General features: G+C 30.8%; 17 protein-coding genes. 15 read left to right on the top strand and 2 right to left on the bottom strand.

Going from position 1 to position 17221, the window contains the following annotated elements; genetic code table 11:
• Window positions 1-9 precede the first annotated feature (9 nt).
• Window positions 10-264 carry an EscF/YscF/HrpA family type III secretion system needle major subunit gene (locus BTA34_RS14745; RefSeq protein ID WP_151436216.1) on the bottom strand — a complete coding sequence of 85 codons (255 nt, stop codon included), beginning with the start codon at window positions 262-264 and terminating at the stop codon, window positions 10-12.
• A gap of 51 nt (window positions 265-315) precedes the next feature.
• Window positions 316-1386: a hypothetical protein gene (locus BTA34_RS14740; protein ID WP_151436215.1), complete on the bottom strand. Its 1071-nt coding sequence runs from the start codon at window positions 1384-1386 to the stop codon at window positions 316-318.
• A 296-nt stretch (window positions 1387-1682) separates the two neighbouring features.
• Between BTA34_RS14740 and BTA34_RS14735 the strand changes: the two genes are divergently transcribed.
• From BTA34_RS14735 to sctE, 15 genes are all read left to right on the top strand, one after another.
• On the top strand, window positions 1683-2438 hold the full coding sequence (locus tag BTA34_RS14735; protein ID WP_151436214.1) for a helix-turn-helix domain-containing protein: 756 nt from the start codon (window positions 1683-1685) through the stop codon (window positions 2436-2438).
• Window positions 2422-4134, top strand: coding sequence for a type III secretion system outer membrane ring subunit SctC (gene sctC, locus BTA34_RS14730; protein ID WP_151436213.1), 1713 nt, complete (start codon window positions 2422-2424; stop codon window positions 4132-4134). The genes BTA34_RS14735 and sctC overlap by 17 nt, the downstream gene beginning before the upstream one ends.
• A gap of 4 nt (window positions 4135-4138) precedes the next feature.
• On the top strand, window positions 4139-5215 hold the full coding sequence (gene sctW / locus BTA34_RS14725) for a type III secretion system gatekeeper subunit SctW (RefSeq protein ID WP_151436212.1): 1077 nt from the start codon (window positions 4139-4141) through the stop codon (window positions 5213-5215).
• Window positions 5216-5242: 27 nt separating this feature from the next.
• The gene (locus BTA34_RS14720; RefSeq protein ID WP_151436211.1) at window positions 5243-7348 is read left to right on the top strand and encodes an EscV/YscV/HrcV family type III secretion system export apparatus protein; all 2106 of its coding nucleotides are present in this window, start codon (window positions 5243-5245) and stop codon (window positions 7346-7348) included.
• 8 nt (window positions 7349-7356) lie between these two features.
• Window positions 7357-7770, top strand: coding sequence for a type III secretion protein (locus tag BTA34_RS14715; protein WP_151436210.1), 414 nt, complete (start codon window positions 7357-7359; stop codon window positions 7768-7770).
• Window positions 7771-7773: 3 nt separating this feature from the next.
• The gene (gene sctN / locus BTA34_RS14710) at window positions 7774-9075 is read left to right on the top strand and encodes a type III secretion system ATPase SctN (RefSeq protein WP_109373248.1); all 1302 of its coding nucleotides are present in this window, start codon (window positions 7774-7776) and stop codon (window positions 9073-9075) included.
• 13 nt (window positions 9076-9088) lie between these two features.
• The gene (locus BTA34_RS14705; protein WP_265576108.1) at window positions 9089-9523 is read left to right on the top strand and encodes a type III secretion protein; all 435 of its coding nucleotides are present in this window, start codon (window positions 9089-9091) and stop codon (window positions 9521-9523) included.
• Window positions 9501-10760, top strand: a complete 1260-nt coding sequence (locus BTA34_RS14700) for a hypothetical protein (RefSeq protein WP_151436208.1) — start codon at window positions 9501-9503, stop codon at window positions 10758-10760. The genes BTA34_RS14705 and BTA34_RS14700 overlap by 23 nt, the downstream gene beginning before the upstream one ends.
• A complete protein-coding gene (locus BTA34_RS14695) occupies window positions 10757-11695 on the top strand; it encodes a FliM/FliN family flagellar motor switch protein (RefSeq protein ID WP_151436207.1) in 939 nt (312 codons plus the stop codon). Before BTA34_RS14700 ends, BTA34_RS14695 begins: the two co-directional genes overlap by 4 nt.
• Before the next feature lie 4 nt (window positions 11696-11699).
• Entirely contained in the window at window positions 11700-12359 is a 660-nt protein-coding gene (locus BTA34_RS14690; protein WP_109373252.1) for an EscR/YscR/HrcR family type III secretion system export apparatus protein, read from the top strand.
• Window positions 12359-12613: a type III secretion system export apparatus subunit SctS gene (sctS, locus tag BTA34_RS14685; RefSeq protein WP_072069116.1), complete on the top strand. Its 255-nt coding sequence runs from the start codon at window positions 12359-12361 to the stop codon at window positions 12611-12613. Before BTA34_RS14690 ends, sctS begins: the two co-directional genes overlap by 1 nt.
• 5 nt (window positions 12614-12618) lie before the next feature.
• Complete coding sequence (gene sctT / locus BTA34_RS14680; RefSeq protein ID WP_151436206.1) at window positions 12619-13392, top strand: type III secretion system export apparatus subunit SctT; 774 nt, start codon at window positions 12619-12621, stop codon at window positions 13390-13392.
• Window positions 13385-14446 (top strand): EscU/YscU/HrcU family type III secretion system export apparatus switch protein, encoded by a 1062-nt coding sequence (locus BTA34_RS14675; protein ID WP_151436205.1) that lies wholly within the window; start codon window positions 13385-13387, stop codon window positions 14444-14446. The genes sctT and BTA34_RS14675 overlap by 8 nt, the downstream gene beginning before the upstream one ends.
• Window positions 14447-14595: 149 nt before the next feature.
• On the top strand, window positions 14596-15120 hold the full coding sequence (gene sicA, locus BTA34_RS14670; RefSeq protein WP_151436204.1) for a type III secretion system translocator chaperone SicA: 525 nt from the start codon (window positions 14596-14598) through the stop codon (window positions 15118-15120).
• A complete protein-coding gene (gene sctE, locus BTA34_RS14665) occupies window positions 15113-17218 on the top strand; it encodes a type III secretion system translocon subunit SctE (RefSeq protein WP_151436203.1) in 2106 nt (701 codons plus the stop codon). Before sicA ends, sctE begins: the two co-directional genes overlap by 8 nt.
• Window positions 17219-17221: the final 3 nt, after the last annotated feature.

Genomic DNA, 17221 nt, shown 5'->3' with positions numbered 1-17221 from the left:
AAATAAAAACTAACGCATATTCCCGATAATGCTCATTGCCAAGTCTTTCACAACTTTAATCGACGTTGATTCTGCATTACGCGTAATATTATATTCAGCAAGTCTTGCTTGGTAATCGGCTAAGGCCGCGGCGTTTGATGTATCTGCCTTTAATGCATCTAATGCAATTTTTAATGCCTCACTTTGTTTTAGTACAGGTTCTTGAAAATAACTATCAACTTTATTAATAGTGCTGACATCGTCGGCAACAGGATAAGCTGGCATAATAGTATTCCTCTAAGATTGATTCTAAATTATCGGTTATAAATATCGTTATTATCCTTGAGGAAAATAACGATGTTGGTTATCAAGAAAGATATATCCATGATCTTCTTGTAATGTTGCTTTATTTTTCAGCATAGGATTGCTTATATTTTCACGGTAAAAAATAAATTTTCTGCCAAAAATGGCCGTTTGTTTTTTGATATAAGTATCCAGTTTTTCTTTGTTACTGATATTTAATACATCATCAAAAATAAAGGTTAATCCGTTATTTTTTTCTTCAATGGTATAACCTATTGTTTTAGTTAGCTCAAATTCATTTATATCATTAATAATGTTAGGTATTGATATTCCTTTAATGGTTGGATGGCAATTTTTTGAAAAATCAGAAGTTATATTATTGATCATTTTTAATTTTTCAGTTTCATTATGATAAAAAAAACTAACAATAGGTTTGTATTTATCTTTAAAAATTATATGTATTTTTTGATGATTATTACCGGTAGATAAGTTTTTTACTTTTTCCAGATAGATAATTTTATTTTCTAATGTGCTTTCTATTTTTGAGGTCGGGTATAAATTATCATAAATACAATAATATCCATTTTCCCCTTGATATCCTTTAAAATTTAAACTTTTTGATACTGTTGGAATAATTTTTTCTTCTGTCGGTCTTTTTATATAAAAAACTAATGCTATAAAGAATAGCGTTATTAATGTTAATAATAAAAGAGTTTTTTTATTTATGGTGCCTGTTTTTTTCTTTTTTTTAAAATCAAATGATTCGAGAGATAAATCATTTTTATCACTAATCAAAAAGATAGGCGTATCATTGCTATATATTGGACTATCGATTTTCAACGGATATTCTTCATCAATCTCTTTTTGTATTAAGCTACTTTCAATTCTATATTTATTATTTTCACTATTATCTTCATCAAGTATAATAGCGAGCTTTTTCTCATCTTCCTGTTTATTACAAGGGATGTAAAGTATAGTTTTATCATTTTCTTCTTTATTTTCAATGCATTCTTTATTATATAAGAATAATGAATAGCGATTGGGTGGTAGAGGAATGATAGTTCCTTTTAAGGGGCCACTGAGGATGTAAATATAATAAAGCATGGAATTAGCCTAATGATAAATTGTTATTAATTCATAATATAAATATAGTTTAGTCAAATGAGCATAAAATTTCTTTTAAAAAAAAGCACATGTTTTTTATTTGATAGTGGGTATTGATATATTACTGCCACTTTTTTTAAATAATAAACGGAAAAAATTTGTTATTCATCTTTATAGTTAATAATAGGTGATATTATTGTAAGATTATATAAAGCAAAACCATAAAAATGAGTTAACTAAAAATTTATTATCTTTACTTTTTAATTTTATGATAAGTATAACGAGAGGTATTTACCATGTTGATAAATGATATAAAAATAAGCGGCGATAAAAATATATTACTAGGTAATTCATTGTTCTTTTGTATTCCTTTAAAGAATGATTATCCGGTAAAAATATATGATGAAAAAAAGACCAAAATTATAAAAGGAAAGGCTTTTATTTATAATGCCAAAAGCGATGACGTTATTTTCCAATCAGAAAACCAGTCTTGGCGTATTGAAAAACGATCATTTTTTATTTGTGCAAGATTATTGGCATTTATTGATTATGCTCGTGATTTTTCAAAAATGACAGCGATAGGATCTGAATTTGATATTAATCAGCAGATTTTTTATATAGAAGATACTAATAAATCTCTAGAATACGTATTAATAAATGAAGCAATAAAATCAGAAAGCCAATTAGAACCTCTATTTGTCACAATAAGACACAGTGAAAGTTATTGGCTTATTTTGCATCTCATTAGTTATTTAGATGAGAAGAAAAGTAATATTGCACAAATTGGAGAACGATATGGAGTATCAGGTACGCATTTTAGACGACTGTGTAAACGTTATTTAGGTAACTGTGGAAAAAGCCAATTGCGTTCATGGCGTGCAGCATCTTCAATTTTAACCACGCTATCAACCGATGAATCATTGACACAAATCGCAGTCGATAATGGATTTAGTTCCGCGTCTCATTTCTCTAATGAAATTAAGACGTTATTTGGTATTACACCAACAGAATTTCGTCGAATTGGTCAACATCTTTATGAAAATAAAAAATAAAATTTATTGTGTTATTGGGCTAGCACTTTGTTGCAGTTTATCTTTTCAAATTCAAGCTGCGCAAGGAAAGGTTATCTACACGCATCAGGTGAAAAAACCGGATGTTTTTATTGCAGTTGATACACGAGTTGAACAATTTTTTCTCGTGTTATCAGATAAATTAGATAAACCTTTTATTCTGAGTAATGCAGTAAAAAAGGAAAGAATAACTGGAAATTTTGATATTTCCTCACCAGAAGAAGCATTTGAATTGATGGTGAAACGTTTGTCATTACTCTATTTTAATGATGGGAAATCAATCTATATTTATGAGAGCAGTGAGATATTACAAGAACTCTTTCAGGTAAAAAATATAGGTCTAGCTGAGCTAAAAGACTATTTACAAGATGTAGGATTATATGATCAGCGTTATCCACTGCGTGCAGGCCAAGATCAACGTACTTTTTATATTTCGGGGCCTCCTGTTTATATTAAATTAGTCAAAGCCGCAGCCGAGTTTTTAGATAATGATGTACAAGAAAAAATTAATGAAAATACCAATAACCAAGTACCGGTGGGGAGTTCTCGCTATGGTGATGAGTTTGTACAGATATTTCCATTAAAAAATACCTTTGTACAAGATAGAACTTATACCTTACGTGGTGAAACAGTGGTGCTACCGGGTATTACTTCTGTTTTACAGCAGTTATTTATGCCCTCTAAAGGAATAGAAAGAACAGCGATAGAACCTAATAAAACGCGAGAAAATAACGATAGTCAGCAATACGATGAAGCGGTAAATGGGATTGAAGAAACGAATGCGCCTATTATAACTAAAATAGGGCAATATAACGTCGAATTAGTGCCATTACCGGGTTCAAATAGTCTTTTAGTAAAGACAAGCCGAGAAGGATTAGCATTAATCGATTCACTCATTTCTCAATTAGATAAACCCAAAAGACAAGTTGAATTGTCGTTATGGATAATCGATATTTCTAAAAATAAAGCAGATAGTTTAGGTGTTAATTGGCAAGCGAGTTATGACTCAGGTAAAGGCAGTTTCTTTTTTAATACGGCAAGTCTAAGTGCTGCATCTGGTTTTAACTTTTTAGGTAAAATTAAAGCATTGAGTGAAGATGGTGAAGCGCAAATGGTATCTCGCCCAATGTTATTAACACAAGAAAATACCCCCGCTATTTTTGATAACAACACGACTTTTTATACTCAAATAAAAGGTGAACGCGTTGCTTCATTAGAGTCTACAACATTTGGCACGATGATCAGTGTGTTACCACGTATTGGTAATTCAAGTAAAGATATTGAGATGATCATTAATCTTGAAGATGGTGCAGAAAAAAAAGACGACAATGGTGATGATGAAAGTGTTGAAAAATTACCTGTAATTAACCGTACAAACATTAGTACTGTTGCTCGTGTTTCGGAAGGTGGAAGCTTATTAATTGGTGGATATACACGAGAAGATAATGTGAAAGCCGAAACTAAAGTTCCTTTTTTAAGTGCTATCCCTTTAGTTGGTCGAGCTTTTAAATATGAGTCTGATAATAATAAAAAAATGATCCGTATTTTTATGCTGCAACCTCGATTATTAGAAAACACGGATGCTGAAGATTTTGGATCTTTAATTGAGGATCCATTTCAACCAATGGATAAAAAAACATCTCAAGCATTAAAACAGCTTCAAGCCTTTATGAGGTAGCACTATGATCGGGCCAATTAATAGCTTTACGTCTTCGAATTTGGCAAACAATAGTATTGGTAAAAAAAGCCAACAAGAAACCGAGTATAAACAACCAAAAATAAATGAAAGCCAAAACTATCAAAATCAATTAATAGAGATATCTGATGATATGTCTATGGTTGCAACACTATTTTCTCAACGTTTTGGTCAATCATTAGATAAAAAAGCAAATAGAGGACAAAGTACATTATATATTGCAGAAGAGGGCGCGGATAAAAAACTTGATAAAGTCATGATGCTATTTAGAAAATCAGGGCGAAGTTTGCAAGAATTGCTTAGTTATTTACGTAAAATGTTCCCTGATGAAAGTGATCTCGTTATGGTTTTACGAGAATTACTAAGAAAAAAAAAGCTGGGTTCACAATTAGATGCAGGTATTGAGAATGAGATAAATCGTTTACTTGAGGGTGAAAATGGAAAGCAAATTAGAGCCGGTATTAATATTGCGCTTCAAGCTAAAACATTTGCAAAGTTACTCTCTCTCAATGCTTCGGCATTAAGAAATCTTTATCGTAGTTTTATTAACCTTGATTTTGAGCCTATTTATTTTTTTAAAATGTGGATAGAAGAATATGACATTAAACAATGTACAATTATCTTGAGTTTTCTAACACAAAGCTTGATTTGTGATATGCAATCATTAATGCCTAGTTGTTCTAAAAGTTCAGAATTTGGTTATTTTCTCGACCGAGTTAATAAATTACGGGCTTTAAGTAGTTTTATCGAAACCAATATAGATAAACTCGATAAACAAGATTTAAAAAATACAATAACAGATAAAGAACTGTGTCAATTGGTTTTTCATGGAATGACATTTCCAGAGGAAATGGAAAAATATTTAGTCTCTCTTTTAGAAAATCAATGGATGAATTATTTAGTTAATATAAAAATGAAATTATTACAAGGGCTAAAGACGATATTCAATAATTATCCTGAATCATTATATTTATCTTATGAATTTAGAGAAGAATGCCAAATAATTATACAAAAGCTTATAGATAATTACCTCCGATTAGAACAATATCAACAAAGAAAATAAATAAAAAATAATTTATGGATAATTTCTATGATTTATAGATTCCTATTGGCAATAAAAAATAAACCAGAGCTAATCGTATTATCGGTTATGATTTTGGTTATTATGATGTTAATTATACCCTTGCCAACGTATATTGTTGATTTCCTTATTGGGTTGAATATTACGATCTCTCTTCTTATTTTTATGAGTTCATTTTATATTACCCGAATATTAAACTTTATGACTTTTCCTGCATTATTATTGATTACGACACTTTTTCGGCTTGCTCTTTCTATTAGTACAAGTCGATTAATATTGTTAGATGCAGATGCGGGTGAAATTATTACGTCATTTGGTGAGTTTGTTATCGGTGAAAATTTAGTCGTTGGTTTTGTTGTTTTCTCTATTGTTACTATCGTGCAATTTTTAGTGATTACTAAAGGCTCTGAGCGTGTGGCAGAAGTTGCGGCACGCTTTTCTTTGGATGGTATGCCAGGGAAACAAATGAGTATTGATGCTGATTTAAAATCCGGCATCATTACTAATGATGAAGTAAAAATAAGAAGAAAAGAATTAGGCCAAGAAAGCCAATTATATGGATCTTTTGATGGTGCAATGAAATTTATTAAAGGTGATGCCATTGCGGGCATTGTCATTATTTTTGTTAACTTAATTGGCGGAATTTCTGTCGGTATGGCGCAAATGGATCTCTCAATTTCACAAGCGTTACATACTTATACACTTTTGACCATTGGTGATGGGCTTGTTGCCCAAATTCCTGCATTGCTGATTTCTATCAGTGCGGGTTTTATTGTCACGCGTGTTGGTGGTGAAAATAATAATCTTGGTTTTAGCATTATGAATGAATTGCTTGCTCAAGATTTTGCATTATTAGTAACTGCCATTCTTGCTTTTGTTATTGGTTTTTTACCTGGTTTTCCAACGCCTGTTTTCCTTATTTTATCGGTAATATTAGGAGGCTATTTCTTTAAAAAACAATGGAAAGGTAAGAAAAAAGAAGCCGCTACAGAAAATGAGGATGAAAAAAATGAAGATAATGCTTCCGATCCTGAAAGTAAAAAAGGTATTATTTCAAACCTATTTTCAAATAAAAATGAATTAGATGATGAAAATAGTTTATTAACTGAGAACATTACTTTATCTCAAGCAGAAACATTACCTTTAATTATTACCGTATTCTCAAAGAAGAAAGCGTATCTTTCAAAACTAGTTTTCGAAAAATGGTTGAAAAAAGAATTTATTTTACAATATGGTGTATTGCTTCCTGATATTGTTATTCATTACTCTGATAAAATTGATGAAAATAAAATCATTATTTTAATAAATGAAGTTAAGGCTGATGAATTTGATTGTCCTTTTCCCTTTGTTTATATTGAAAATCCTAATGATGAACTTTTTTCTTTAGATTTTAAAATATTAGAAATTAAGGATGGTGATATTAGCCATTATTGGGTTAATAAAAATGAGTCGGATAAATTAACATCGTTAGATTATAAAGTAGAATTACCAGAAAGTTATTTCTATAGAAAATTCTCCAACTTGATTACATTAAATATTGTTGAATTTCTCGGAATACAAGAGACAAAAAATATCCTTGATAAAATAGAGGAAAATTCTCCAGAGCTATTAAAAGAGTGTTATAGACAAGTCTCTATTCAACGAATTAATGATGTTTTACAACGTTTAGTACAAGAAAAGATCCCTATTAGAAATATAAAAACAATTATTGGAGGATTAGTACAATGGGGAAGTAAAGAAAAAGATCCTGTGCTTTTAACGGAACATATCCGATCGCTACTTTCACGTTATATTAGCCACTTTTTTTCAAAAGATGGAAAATTTGATGTGATTATTTTATCTCATAATGTAGAAGAGATTATTCGTGGTGGAATAAGACAGAGTTCTTCAGGGACATTTTTAAATTTAGAACCTGCAGAGCTTGATATGATAATAGAAAAAATATCTACCGCTATTGATGAGATTAAATATATTCAAGATTATGTTTTTTTAACAGCAATAGATATAAGACGATTTGTTAAAAAACTAATAGAAACACAATATCCACAGTTATCTGTATTGTCTTATGATGAAATTACATCTGACATTGAAATTAACGTTTTACAATCTATTTAGGAGAGATTATGTCTGTTGATCTAGCAAGTTTAATTATGGATGCTATGAATGTAATTGGGCGCAATGATTTATTTCCTGAGGGAAAATCTGTCGATAATCATTCAACAATAACAATTAGTTTAGGTGATATGCCTGATATTAATTTATTGGTTGTTGATGAGGTTCCTATGATCTGGTCTGTGCTTGGTGAATATGATGAAAACTTATTATCACAAAGCAGCACATCATTATTATTAACCAGTATTAATAATCAAATGGAGAGTTTTTATCCGGGGCAGCCTGCTTTAGTGAAAGTAGAATCTGAATTAGAACTACGAGCCTCATTTATGCCTATTGCTCTACAAAATGGTGAGTCAATGGCAAAAGCGATTGATGAATATTTCCAAATGATGAATAGCGTTCATCAACAGTTTATTGGGTAAAAAATGAATAACGCATTTTCAATATTTCATCACGCGGCTCATCCTATGCGAATACAAGGTAATATTCTTGAAGTTACGCTGCGTGATGTATTTATTGGAGAAATTTGTCTATTAAAAGATTCAATCATTAATGGTCAAATTATTGGTGAAGCTATTGTGATTGGTTTCCGTAATGGTATTACGATTTTAAGTATGATGGGAAGCTCGCAAGGTTATTCTTTGCAAATAATCGTAGTACCGACGGGAAATGCTTTTTCAGTCGCTTTAAGCCCCAATGTTTTAGGGAGTATGATTGATATTAAAGGTAACTATTTATTACGTTTTAGTAATAAAAAAATAGAAGAAGAAAACTTCTATTCATATTTACCTATTGATGGTCATCCTCCCTTATTTAGTGAAAGACGCCCTATCACCACAATTTTTGAATCAGGCGTTCGTGCCGTGGATGGATTATTAAGTTGTGGGTTAGGGCAGCGAATGGGAATTTTTGCCAGTGCAGGAACGGGTAAAACAATGCTTATGAATATGTTTATCCGTTTTTCTCAAGCCGATGTTTTTGTTATCGGGTTAATTGGTGAAAGAGGGCGTGAAATCACAGAGTTTGTCGAGGAATTAAAAGCAGATAAACGATGTGAAAAAACAGTATTAATTTGCTCAACCTCAGATCAACCCGCAATAGAGCGTTGTAATGCGGCATTAGTTGCCACAACCGTTGCTGAATACTTCCGAGAACAAGGCAAGAATGTCGTATTATTTATTGACTCAATGACACGTTATTGTCGAGCTTTAAGGGATGTTGCTCTTACGGCAGGCGAACTTCCTGTTCGCAAAGGTTATCCGGCTTCTGTTTTTGATAAATTGCCCGCGATCCTAGAAAGACCAGGAGTGACTCAAAAAGGTTCAATCACGGCATTTTACACTGTCTTGCTTGAAAGTGATGATGAGCCTGATGCTATAGGAGAAGAAATTCGTTCTATTTTAGATGGACATATTTATCTTTCACGAAAAATTGCCGCTTCAGGTCATTATCCAGCGATTGATATTTTAGGCAGTGTAAGCCGTATTTTTCAGCAAGTAACCCATGTTGAGCAACAAAAAGCAGCATTGAAAATAAGACAAATATTGATGCGTTTACAAGATATTAAATTATTACAAGAGGTGGGGGAATATCGTGCGGGTGAAAATGAATTAAACGATCTTGCTGTAAATAAACAATCAGCAATAGAGGCTTTTCTTGTTCAATCTTTTAAAGAAAAAGCCGATTTTCAACAAACTTTAAATCAACTTTATGCGCTTACCTCTTAATCAACAGGTGTTGATGAATGCTATTGCTAAGCGCCAGCAAAGAATAGAAAGAGAGCAACAAAAGTATCAACAGTTAATAAAAGAAGCAGAAGATAAGAAAAAAGAACAAATGCTATTAGCTTCTGCACTAGAAAATGAAATCCCTATGTATGAAAAGGCAGGGCATTATTCTACTCTTTCGTTAAATCAACAAAAACGTAAACAAGCTATTGTCTTAGCGTCATTGAATATTTCTATTACTCAAATTAAGGAAATAGAGTATCAATTAGAAAAATTAAAAAAAGGGAGCCTAAAATTACAAAAAGAAAGGGAAGTGGTGATCAAAAAACAAAATAAAATGAAGCTTTATCTTGAAAGAAAAGCATTAGAGAAAGAGTTATATATTGAAAGATTAGAACAGAACGAAATACAGGAGATGGTATTGTATGATATTAATAAAGACAGATAATGTTATCTTGAATACAAATTTATCTAATGAAAAAAATAGTGAGAATAAGTCTGTTTTTTCTAAAAAATCATCACTTTCTTCTGCTGATTTGGAATTATTAATGTCTGATGATGAAAGTGTTTCCTCTAAAAATCTCAGTAAGATAAAACAAAAATTAGATGATTTTTATCATCTAAATCATCAGGGTGATATTGATCTAAAAAATCATCTAAAAATAAAATTAAATAAGATAAAATCTAAAGATGAAAAAGAAGAAATCGATTTTTTAAATTTAGAAGGATTATTATTAACACAAAGAAAAATATATTCACAAATTTGTGCTCATACAAAGCAAGTGAAAATAGAAAAAAAACCACTATTAAATTATGAAAGTAAAAAAATACCGATTTTTTCTAATATAACAGTGGCAAGTGATCTTAAATCAACTAAAGGTATAAGTATTAGTCCTTCTGATGGTAAAAAGGAAAGTAGACTAGATATTAATGAGTTAGGTTTGCTTGGTGAAAGAAATGTTGTCAATCAGAAATTGGAAAATGTAGAGAAAAAGAAAGACATTGATCCTAATCTAGTAGAAATAGATAACAAAATTAAAACGCATAAGGCTATCAAAAACAATGAAAAACAAGTAGAAAATAAACAGTACTCTTATGAAGGAAAACGCTCTTTTTCTGAAGATAATACTGCATTTAAAATAAAAGAGAATGCATCGGATATTCATAATAATAGAATAGAAAAACTATATCATTCAGCCCATGAAAATAATCATTCAAGCAGTAAAGAAATAGAGAAAAATGATTTTTCATTTGATACTGCAAGACAAAAATTGAATATAGATAAATTGGATGAAAAAAAATTACAAGAAGAAGTTAATGATATATCTATGTTCAATAATATAAAACCAGAGTATCAACAGAAAATACAAGAGCCTTTAATAGATAAAAAACTGCTTGATATACCCGCTTTAAGTCTTCTTTATAAAGAAGTATCAAAGATGACTCAACCTCCTAGCATTACTTATGTTTTTAAAAAATGGGGAAGTGAGCTTCATCAGATGAAAGTTAATTTTGATATTAATAAAAAGATCGAATTGATTGCTTCTACTGGACGCGTTTATCAATCCTCTTTAGACAATTTTAATCAATATCAAGGGCGATTAGCGCTTTCATTAGAAAATGATAATTCTCATTGGCAGATTAATGCAATTGATGCTTCCGATGATAAAGAAGATGAAAAATGATCTTATCAGATGTTAAAGAAAGTATTAATCAGGACCAAAATAGTCAGGATCAAAATAGCGATCCAATGAGAATTCTATCTTCTTTATATGAAGCGCAATTACCTATCGCATCTGCTTATTATTTTAAAATAAAAGGTCAGAATACATTAGGTTTATTTACAGGGCTTGTTGCCGTTAACCAAGTCATGGATAACCTATATGCTGAAAAAAAAATAGATTGGGAAACGGTTCCAGAAGCTTATCTTCGTGTTCTATTTTCACAGAAATGTTCACAATTATTGTTTCCTTTTTCGAAAGAAGAGATGTCAGTAACTGTAGACAATATCTGTTTAGGAGAGCAAAAAAAAGTTAGTTATCCCGTTGTTAATACCTCAATAGGAGATGTATTTATTTGCTCTTTTGAGGGGCATTATGAATGGATGTTGTCCTCAAAAAATAAAATAAATGCTATTGCTCAATTCCAGCTCGGTAATAGCAAAATATCTGTTTCGTTATTAAAAACCCTTTCTTTGGGCGATATTGTGTTGATTGATAGCATTAATTCTTCACTTATTATTGGTGAAAAAAAATGGATGCGTTATCAATGGCAAGAAGGAGAAAACGCGGTGGTTTTAGATGAAAAGTTACCGACTAATGAGGTAGAGAAAGAAGCATTAATAGACGATATTGATACAAACACAGCGACACAAGAAAATGAGGATTTAAAATCAATTGGTACTATTCCTATCACCTTATCTTTTTTACTCGCAAGTAAAATATTATCTATTGAAGAAATTGAAAAACTAGCCCCAGGACAACAAATTATATTACCTGATAATGCTTCGCGACAAATTACATTAGTTGTTAATGGTGTTGCTATTGCTCAAGGGGAATTAATTAAAGTGGGTGAGCGATTAGCTGTAGAAATTCAACATTCCCATTTACAGCAAGATTAAATATATGGAAAGCTCAACAACGCTCATTTTAACGTTAGCACTAGCAACATTAGCGCCCTTTATTATTGCTGCTGGAACCTGCTACTTAAAATTCTCTATCGTACTTGTTATGACTCGTAATGCTTTAGGTGTTCAGCAAGTGCCGTCTAATATGGTACTCAATGCGATTGCATTAATGATGGCTTTGTTTGTTATGACACCAATAGCAAAAAATACCTATCAATATCTTATTGAAAACCCAGTTGATATAACCTCTCCTGATTCTTTTGAGCGATTTTCTGACGATGCATTAGGGGAGTATAAACAATATTTGTACAAATATTCTGATCCTGAGTTATTAGATTTTTTTGAACAAGCACAAGGAAATCGACCTGATAGCTATGGCGAGAAAGAAAATATAGAAAAATCGTTGTTATCACTGCTTCCCGCGTATGCATTAAGTGAAATAAAGTCTGCTTTTATTATTGGTTTTTATCTTTATCTACCTTTTATTGTTATTGATTTAGTTGTTTCTTGTATTTTATTGGCGTTGGGGATGATGATGATGAGCCCAGTCACATTATCAGTGCCGTTAAAATTAATTTTATTTATCGCTATGGATGGTTGGACTCTCTTAGCTAAAGGACTAATTAATCAATATCTTGAACTCATGGCGGTAAGGTAATGGATATGGTTTATGCGGCTAATAAAGCCGTTTATTTAGTGATATTACTTTCAGCGGGACCTATTGCCATTGCGACATTTATTGGATTGGCAATTGGTTTATTACAGACCATTACACAAATACAAGAACAGACATTACCTTTTGGTGTAAAACTTGTTGGTGTTTTTGTTTGCTTATTAGTCACTATGGGGTGGATGGGCGATAAAATATTAGTGTATGCAAAAGAGATGATGACGTTAGGATTTGCAGGATAAATAATATGTTAATACTGCTAGGGTATATACAGACTTATTTAGTTGATCTTTTTTTACTTGTTGCAAGATTATTTCCTATCTTTCTTTTTATTCCTTTTTTAAATAGTCGAGTTCTTAATAGCCAATTATTAAAATATATCATTATTTTTTATATTGCTATGGGAATTAGACCCAGCATTATTATTACCGATGAAATAAGAAATATATGGGAAATTATATTATTAAGTGAATTACTTCTTGGCGTTTTAATAGGGCTTCTTTTTGCTACACCATTTTGGATCGCGTCTGCATTTGGCGAGTTTGTGGATAACCAACGGGGCGCTAGTATTGGGGATACTATCAATCCAACTACGGGAATTGAGTCTTCTGAATTTGCTTCATTAACGGGGTTATTTTGCGCTGCCTATTTTTTATCGACAGGTGGCCTAACTTTATTGATGAGTACGATAAAAGATAGCTATGACGTATTTCCTATTGGCTATTTTAACAAAGAAATTGGTTATTCTTTTATTGGGCACTGGCTAAATAATATGGTTCGTACGGCGCTTGTTTTGGTTTCACCTGTACTGATTATTATGTTTTTGAGCGAGGTGGCATTGGGCGTTTATTCTTTATTTTGTCCTCAACTAAATGCATTTTCACTATCATTATGTATAAAAGGAATTATTGCCTTTATATCATTACTTCTTTTCTTTACTTCGGCAATGACCACAGAGCTTTATGAATTTTTTAATAATAGATACTTTTATACGATTTTTATGAGTATTTATCATGGCTGAAAAAACAGAAAAACCCACCCAGAAAAAACTCGATGACTCTGCAAAAAAAGGGCAAAGTTTTAAGAGTAAAGAGTTAACATCAGGGCTTGTTTATCTTATTGGTGTTATGTATTTATTTCATCAAGTTGATCTAAGTGAATTTAGTCGTTTTTATCAATCTCTTTTACTCCATCCAACGAATATCACGTTAAAAAGTTATGTCGATGTAATATCAAAACTATTCTTTGATATTGTTTTACCTATACTTGTTGTTGCTTTTTTATCTGGCGCGATCCCTTCTTTATTTAGTTCACGATTTAAGCTTGCGACTGAAGCTATTAAAATTGATATTAATCATATTAATCCAATCTCTGGATTTAAAAAAATATTTAGCATAAGAACAATAAAAGATCTGTTAAAAACATTATTATTTATAGTTATATTTTTAATTACTTGTTATGTTTTTATTATTTTACATGGTACGGAAATATTTATATTATACCGCTCGAATTTAAATATTATTGTTGATAAATGGTGTTCACTCGTCGTTAATTTTGTATTTGTGTTTTTTATTCTTTCAATACCTATTCTTATTTTAAATATTATTGCTGATTTCTTTATCTTTATGAAAGATATGATGATGGAAAAACATGAAGTTAAACAAGAAAACAAGAATATGGAAGGTGATCCTGAAATAAAATCAACTCGTCGGCAGTTCCATAAAGAATTGCTTGATGAACCTACGAAAAAAGTGATCCAAGATTCATCTGCCGTTATTGTCAATCCAACCCATGTGGCCGTTGGTATCTATTTCGATCCTGATAATGGCATTATGCCTTTAGTTTCATTGAGCTGTATGAATGAAAAAGCATTGGCAGTAAAAGCCTATGCTAAAAAAGTGGGAACGCCTGTTGTTCGTTATCCTGAGCTAGCGAGAAAAATTTATCATAAATATCATTTATTTGATGTAATGATAGATCAAGATTTATTAGATGTTATGGATATTCTTATTTGGCTTAAGAGAATAGAAAATGAAGGATTATTAAGAGAAGAAATGGATTATATAAATTACTAATAAGTCAGTCTAACGCATATATATTTTAATTATAAAAATAATATATTTATTTTGATAAAAATAGGCGTGTGTTTTATTAAAGCAAATAATTAATAGTTAATTTAGAATTTCATTATTAATTATTCATCATAGATGAAAGGATTAACATCATGTCAGTATATGAAAAAATGTCAGAAAAAGAAATTGATCAATTAGCAAACTATATTGTTTCTATTGTTCAGAATGGGGCATCACTCAAGGATGAAGGCGCTATCCCAGAAGGATTTATGGAAGGAATCTATTCATTTGCTTATGACTTTTACCAGAAAGGAAAACTGGATGAAGCTGAAGCGATTTTCAAATTTTTATGTCTCTACGATTTTTATAATGTTGATTACATTATGGGGCTTGCTGCTGTTAAGCAATTAAAAAAACAGTATCAAGCAGCAATTGATCTTTATGCTTTAGCTTATCTCAATGCGAAAAATGATTATCGACCTGTCTTTTATGCAGGACAATGTAATTTATCTCTGGGTGAAAAAGAAAAAGCAAAATATTGTTTTCATCAAGTTTCAGAAAATATTAATGATCAAGCTATAAAAGAAAGAGCCAATATTTATTTAGAATCATTAAAAGATATTCCCCTTGTTGTTCTTAATACAGATAAAGAAGATAAGGAAGAACAGTATGAATGATATTAAGAAAGTTAATGATAGCATGGTATTTTCCACACCTTTACCTTCTAAGGAAGTGGAAAATGTCGTTAAAAATACAACGCAACAAGCTCAAAGAATCAATACTGTAAATGAAAGTATTGTTTCTTCACAAATTAAAGATAAAGAAAATAAATCTTCTGCACCTGCTCTTAGAGCGCCTATTGAGCAGAAAAAAAATAATCAAAGGATTAATATTCAGGATGATGTGCAGTATAAAATAAATACTTTCTCTCAACAAAATACAAAGACTAATAATAGAAGTATATCTCAAGAACAACAATCATCACCAACCCCTTCTGTTATTAGCAACTCCCCAGATAATAAATCAAGTAAAGAGTATGATTTTTTATACTTACAATTATCCTATCAAAATGTCATTCACCAAAATGTGTTAGATCAAATTAAAGATCCGGATAAACTTGATTATTATATAGACAAGTTAAATGCCTTATCGAAAGGTGTTGATGGCTTAAGAGATCAATTTAAATCAGTGATCAATGAATTTAAAAATAATAAAGATGCTTATACTGATTATTGGATGGAGGTCTATAATCAAATAAAATCGAATAACTTTAAAACGAAATCTGAAGTTGAAAACTTTTTAAAAAACAATAATATTCCTAGCGCATTAATTAAAGAACTATTATCAGGAAAAATCAAATCTAAAAATGATATGGAAAAATCACTTGAAAAGATATTTCCATTTTTGAAATTACCTGATGATCTCTCTAAATTATCCTTAGATAATTTGGATAAATTATATAGTAGCCTATCTCAATTCTTTGATAATATTTTTAAAGTTATGCCCAATGTTTCTATCAGTGAAGATAGAATTAATACAATCACTTCACATAAAGATGAACTAAGAGCATTAATTAATAAAAAAGAAAATGAGTCAATAAAAGAAAAATTAGATCAAATAAAAGAAGTATATAGAGCGCTTACGACAAATCAAAGTGCATTAGAACTTGAAATAATGTCAAATTCTTTATCTGGAATGGCGTTATTAACTTTTTTATTAGCGAAAACACGAGAATTAACATTAAAAGTGATGTTACAGCGTTCTGAAAATGAGCAAAAACTCTTTGAGGAAATGCAAGAAGTGACGGAAAAATCACTTAAAGAAAAAATTGACGATCAAAAAGCCCAAATAAAAAAGCAAGAAGAAATTCAATTTTGGGCAGGTATTGGATTAAAACTGTTAGCTGGATTAATCGCCATCGTTGCGGGTGTTGCTTCTATTTTTACGGCAGGCGCTTCCATGGCTTTAATGGCGGTTGCCGTTGTATTAATGGTCGCGGATGCCGCATTGACTATTGCAGATGAAGTGTACCAAGCGATACATGGCACATCGTTTATGGATGAATTAATGCAACCTCTGAATGAAGCTTTGATGGAGGCTTTAGATAAGGTGGTCGATTTTCTAGCGGATGTGATTTATGGCTCTTTAGATGAATTAAAGAAATTAGATATAGATAAAAAAATTATTGAGGATATAAAAAACTCAATGCAAGATAAATTAAAAATGGGACTTAAGGCTTTAATTACCGCGGTTTTATTTATTGCCGCAATTGCATTAAGTTTTGTTGCTGGTCCCGCCGTAAATGGTATAACAAATGTAGCGAAGCAAATAATTAATCAACAAGTCAGAGATATGTTGAAAAGAGTCTTTAATGAAGCACTTGAACTTATGATGGGAAAAATGATTAAAGAAATCATTGTTCAAGCACTTGAAGAAGCGATGAAGAAAATTAACGCACTACTTGCTAAAGAAATCAGTCAAAAGGCAGGTGTGATGTTAAATAGAACCGTAGTTATTTCTAAGTTAGTTAATGCAACAGCAACAAATGCAGTTAATATTTATAGTAGTGTTCTTTCTGCAAAAATTATGCAATCTATCGCAGACAGTAAAAAATTAGATGCCATATTAAATCTTATTCAAAAGTTAATGGATAAGATAATGGAAAGTTATCATGAAAATATCGATACTATCACTGAAATTTTAAAAAATATGAGTGAAAAATCTTCTATAAGTAATCGAACTAAATCAGACATGATCAGAAATATATCTATTTAATCA

The organism is Proteus sp. CD3 (assembly GCF_008808075.1).
Lineage (GTDB): Bacteria > Pseudomonadota > Gammaproteobacteria > Enterobacterales > Enterobacteriaceae > Proteus > Proteus appendicitidis.
Note: the sequence above shows the minus strand (reverse complement) of the source record. Positions and strands in the feature narration are given on the sequence as shown.